Origin of the sequence: Nocardia sp. NPDC058497, from assembly GCF_042720195.1 — a bacterium.
GTDB lineage: Bacteria > Actinomycetota > Actinomycetes > Mycobacteriales > Mycobacteriaceae > Nocardia.
In genome coordinates, this window is sequence record NZ_JBHXMY010000529.1 from 1 (window position 1) to 4,063 (window position 4,063).

5 protein-coding genes are annotated in these 4,063 nt (G+C 67.8%); 3 read left to right on the forward strand and 2 right to left on the reverse strand.

The features are described 5' to 3' along the window. A partial coding sequence (locus tag ACFWPJ_RS26480; RefSeq protein ID WP_378855248.1) for a TerD family protein occupies positions 1–886 on the reverse strand: 886 nt, incomplete at its 3' end. A 51-nt stretch (positions 887–937) separates the two neighbouring features. Beyond that, complete coding sequence (locus ACFWPJ_RS26485; protein WP_378855240.1) at positions 938–1,438, reverse strand: MarR family winged helix-turn-helix transcriptional regulator; 501 nt, start codon at positions 1,436–1,438, stop codon at positions 938–940. 56 nt (positions 1,439–1,494) lie between these two features. Between ACFWPJ_RS26485 and ACFWPJ_RS26490 the strand changes: the two genes are divergently transcribed. The 3 genes from ACFWPJ_RS26490 (at position 1,495) to ACFWPJ_RS26500 (ending at position 4,044) form a co-directional block, all read left to right on the forward strand. After that, the gene (locus ACFWPJ_RS26490) at positions 1,495–2,082 is read left to right on the forward strand and encodes a DoxX family membrane protein (protein ID WP_378855242.1); all 588 of its coding nucleotides are present in this window, start codon (positions 1,495–1,497) and stop codon (positions 2,080–2,082) included. A 65-nt stretch (positions 2,083–2,147) separates the two neighbouring features. Continuing rightward, a complete protein-coding gene (locus tag ACFWPJ_RS26495; RefSeq protein WP_378855244.1) occupies positions 2,148–3,056 on the forward strand; it encodes a ribonuclease Z in 909 nt (302 codons plus the stop codon). 127 nt (positions 3,057–3,183) lie between these two features. Continuing rightward, complete coding sequence (locus ACFWPJ_RS26500; RefSeq protein WP_378855246.1) at positions 3,184–4,044, forward strand: tyrosine-protein phosphatase; 861 nt, start codon at positions 3,184–3,186, stop codon at positions 4,042–4,044. Positions 4,045–4,063 lie beyond the last annotated feature (19 nt).

Below are 4,063 nucleotides of genomic sequence, written 5' to 3' on the forward strand. Positions count from 1 at the left end.
GGTCCAGGTGGATGAACGGCGGCTCGTACAGTGCGCCGAAGCGGCGGTCGAGGGCGCGGACCGAGCCGATCGCACCGTTGACCAATTCGAAGAAGCAGCACAGGTCGAGGTCGATGTTCTTGCCGCGCAGCTTGCCGAACAGGCGGCCGGTCGCGGCCATCGACGTCCAGTTGAGATTCACCCGCATGACGCCGCCGGTCGCGCCGTGCTTGGTGAGCGAGACCGAGGGTGATTCCTTGGTCAGCGAGACCTTGGACAGGTTCACCGGGGGTGCGGAAGGCTGTGCGGGCGGGGCGAATTGGGGTTGGGCAGCTACGTACGGCGGTGCGGGCGGCGGGGTGAACTGAGTGGGTGCGGGCGGGGCGGCGGGGGCGTCGTCGACCGAGATGCCGAAATCTGTTGCCAGACCTGCCAATCCGGAGTCGTACCCCTGGCCGACCGCGCGGAACTTCCACGCACCCTGGCGGCGGTAGAGCTCACCGAGGACGAACGCGGTCTCGGTGGTGGCGCCGGTGCTGTCGAAGCGGGCGACCTCGCCGCCGCCGACCGCATCGATCACCCGGATGTAGAGCCCGTGGAACTGGCCGAAGGTACCGCCGTCGGCGGAGGCGGCGAGCACGATCGTCTCGATCTGCGGCTCGACCTGGGCCAGGTTCACCGAGAGCGCGTCGATGACGGTGGGACCCTGCTGTTTTCCCTCGTGGCGGACCGCGCCCGAGGGATGCACCGCCTGGTTGTAGAAGACGAAGTCGTCGTCGGAACGCACCTTCGCCCCGGCGAGGAGCAGCGCGGAAGCATCCGCATCGGGCACACCCGCACCCGACTGCCAACCCACTTCGACGCGGACCACGGAAGCAGGCACCGCGACATTGGCGCCTTTCATCATCGACACACCAGCCAACCTATCCCGCCCCGCACCGGACCCAACCCGTCACCCCTACTCGAGCCGCATGACCGCCGAATCCTCGCTTCGTTGGGCGTAGGTGGACCCCTCACCCGCGATGATGCGAGCCAAAATGCCACGCAGCCGGTCCACCTCGGCCGAGCCGACCACCTCGTCCAGGTGCCGATCGAACTGCTCGACCACCCGCACCCCCGCCTCGACCGCCGACCAGCCACGGTCGGTGAGCCGAACGAGCCGCGCCCGCCCGTCCGCGGGATCGGGACCGACGGCGACGTAACCCCGGTCGGTCAGGTGCCGGATCAACTCGCCCATCGCCTGCTTGGTCATCCCGGCGCGCTCGGCCAGCACGGTCAGCCGGGTGCCCTCGGGGTCGATCACCTGGAAGACCGGGGCGTGCGCGGCGCGGACATCGTCGAACCCCGCGGCGACGAGGCCCGCGTCCAGCTCCGCGGACAACGCGCGGGCCGCGGCCGACAGCAGGTTCCCCAGCGGCGCGGGCCGATCGATCAACGGATTAGTCAGGTGCTTGACCAAATTCTTCGACCTTTCTATCGTTGGTCAGGAACCTTACTAGTTGGGAGGCTGGGGGCATGCGCACAGCGGCGATTGTTGTCACGGGTGTGGCGGTACTGGTAGAAGTCGGCTGGCTTGTGGTCGGGGACGGCGAGATCGGGCCGGTGACGATCGGCGTGCTGGCGCTGATCGCGATGGCGACGGTGACGCTCGGACGGGTGCGGGCACTGATCGTGCTGACCCGGGTGGCGCTCGGCGTGCTGCTGGCCGGTTCGGTCGCGGATCGGTTCGGCCTGTTCGGGCCGCCGCGCACCGACGGGGTGTCGTGGGGTTCGTACGCGGAGTTCGTCGACTACACGCGGACGCTGCTGCCGGGATTCGCCGCCGACGCGGCACCGCTCGCGGCGGGGGCGGCGACGGTCGCCGAGGTCGGGCTCGGTGTGGCGCTGATCATCGGCGTGCGGGCCCGGATGAGTGCGGCCGCGGCGGCGGCGCTGTTCACGATGTTCGCGGTGGCGATGGTGACGTCGGTCGGCTTCGCCGCCATGGCCGGATACGCGGTGCCGGTCATGATCGGCGGTGCGCTGCTGGTGAGCGCGTGCGCCGCCGAACCGGGATCCAGCGAGCGCCGGTGGATCGGTTCCCGGCGACGCGAAACCGCCTGAGACCCGGTCGATGACGCACCCGAAATCGACCTGACACGATTGCCGTGAGCCGCGAGGATGGGTTCATGTCGACACGGGAACTCATCGTGCTGGGTACGGCCGGGGCCGTGCCAACGCGCCGCCGCAATCACAACGGGTATCTGTTGCGTTGGGGCGGTCAGGGCATTCTGTTCGACCCGGGCGAAGGCACGCAGCGTCAGATGGCGCACGCGGGGGCTTCCGCGACCGAGCTGCGCTGGGTCTGTGTCACCCATTTTCACGGGGATCACGCCTTGGGCGTGCCGGGCATCGTGCAGCGGCTGGGTCGCGACGGGGTTCCGCACGATGTCCATGCCGTCTTTCCCGCTGAGGGCGCCGCGTACTGGGAGCGCCTGAAGTTCGCGACCAGTTACTACGGTTCGCCCACGCTCGTCGAGCACCCCGTCGGCGGCCCGGGCGAGACGTTGCAGGGCGACGGCTTCACGCTCACCGCGCTGCCTCTGGACCACAGCATCCCGACCTACGGTTACCGCATCGCCGAACCGGACGGTCGGACGTATCTGCCCGAACGGCTACGCGCGCACGGCATCTCGGGTGCGGCCGTCCGCGAACTGTCGGGGGCGCTCCTGGAGGAATGCACGGTGCCCAGGCCTGGGCAGAAGGTCGCCTTCGTCATGGATACTCGCCTGTGCGACAACGTCTTCGCCCTGGCCGACGGCGTGGACATGCTCATCATCGAGTCCACGTTCCTCGACTCCGAGACCGATCAGGCCACCGAGCGGGGCCACCTGACGGCACGGCAGGCGGGCGAGGTGGCCAGGGCCTGCGGGGTGCGGACCCTGGTTCTGACGCACTTCTCCGAACGGTATGCCGAAGCCGACGACCCACTGTTCCTGGAGCAGGCAGACTTCCCCGGCGCCGTGCTCGCCCACGACCTGGACCGCGTCCCACTCCCGCCCCGCCGCGTGGCTCACCGAAACGACCGATCTCGGTGACCGAGTAGCGAGTCTTGCTGGGCGGTGCCGCATTCGGGAATCGGCGGGTGGGCCGCAGGACGGAAATATCGTCTCGCGGATGAGTAATTCATCTGTTTCGCGGAAGCGGAAATCATTGTTGTCGTTGGTGTCCGTGCCGCTGCTGGCTGTCGGGTTGGTGGCTGCGGGGTTGGCCGGTACCGCCGTCGCAGCCCCTGGCGGGGGACCGACCAGGATCGAACTGCAGGGTGCCGCCAACGTTCGGGACCTGGGTGGGTACATCACCTATGACGGAGCCAAGGTCAAGACGGGGAAGCTGATTCGGGCCGACGCGCTCGCCAAGCTGACCGATGCCGATCTGCAGAAACTGGCGGCGTTGAAACTCCAGACTGTGATCGACCTCAGGACGCCGGCCGAGGTGCAGGCGATGGGCGCGGACAAGTTGCCCGCGGGAGTTCCCCTGGTGGCACGTCCGATCGACGACGGCGGCATGTTCACGAAGATGTTCCAGGCGATTTCGTCGAAAGATCCGGTGCGGCAACAGGAAATGCTGGGCGACGGCAAAGCCGAGCAGATCATGCAGGACGTGTACCTCAACTTCTTCACCCCCGATGCGCTGGGGAAGTTCGGGCAGTCGGTGAAGGATCTGGCGAATACCGCGAACGCCACGCTGTACCACTGCACCGCCGGTAAGGATCGGACGGGATGGCTGTCCTACGTGACACTGCGGGCCGTCGGCGTGCCGGAGTCGGTGGCTCGGCAGGACTACCTGCTGTCGAACCAGTATCGGGCGGCGGCGGATGCCGCACTGCGGGCCCAGCTGAAGCAGGCAGGCATCATGCAGAATCCGGACCTGCTGATTCCCCTGCAGGAAGTACGGATCGCGTACCTCGACGTGGCGCTCGAGCAGATCGAGGAGAAGTACGGGGACTTCGGCGAGTACCTCACCGACGGACTCGGACTCGACGGCTGGACCCTGATGAAACTGCGGAAGAACCTGGTTTCCTGACCTGAGAGACGACGATGGC

Coding starts and splice junctions, on each gene's coding strand:
- ACFWPJ_RS26495 (WP_378855244.1), top strand. CDS start 2,148: ATGTCGACACGGGAACTCATCGTGCTGGGTACGGCCGGGGCCGTGCCA.
- ACFWPJ_RS26490 (WP_378855242.1), top strand. CDS start 1,495: ATGCGCACAGCGGCGATTGTTGTCACGGGTGTGGCGGTACTGGTAGAA.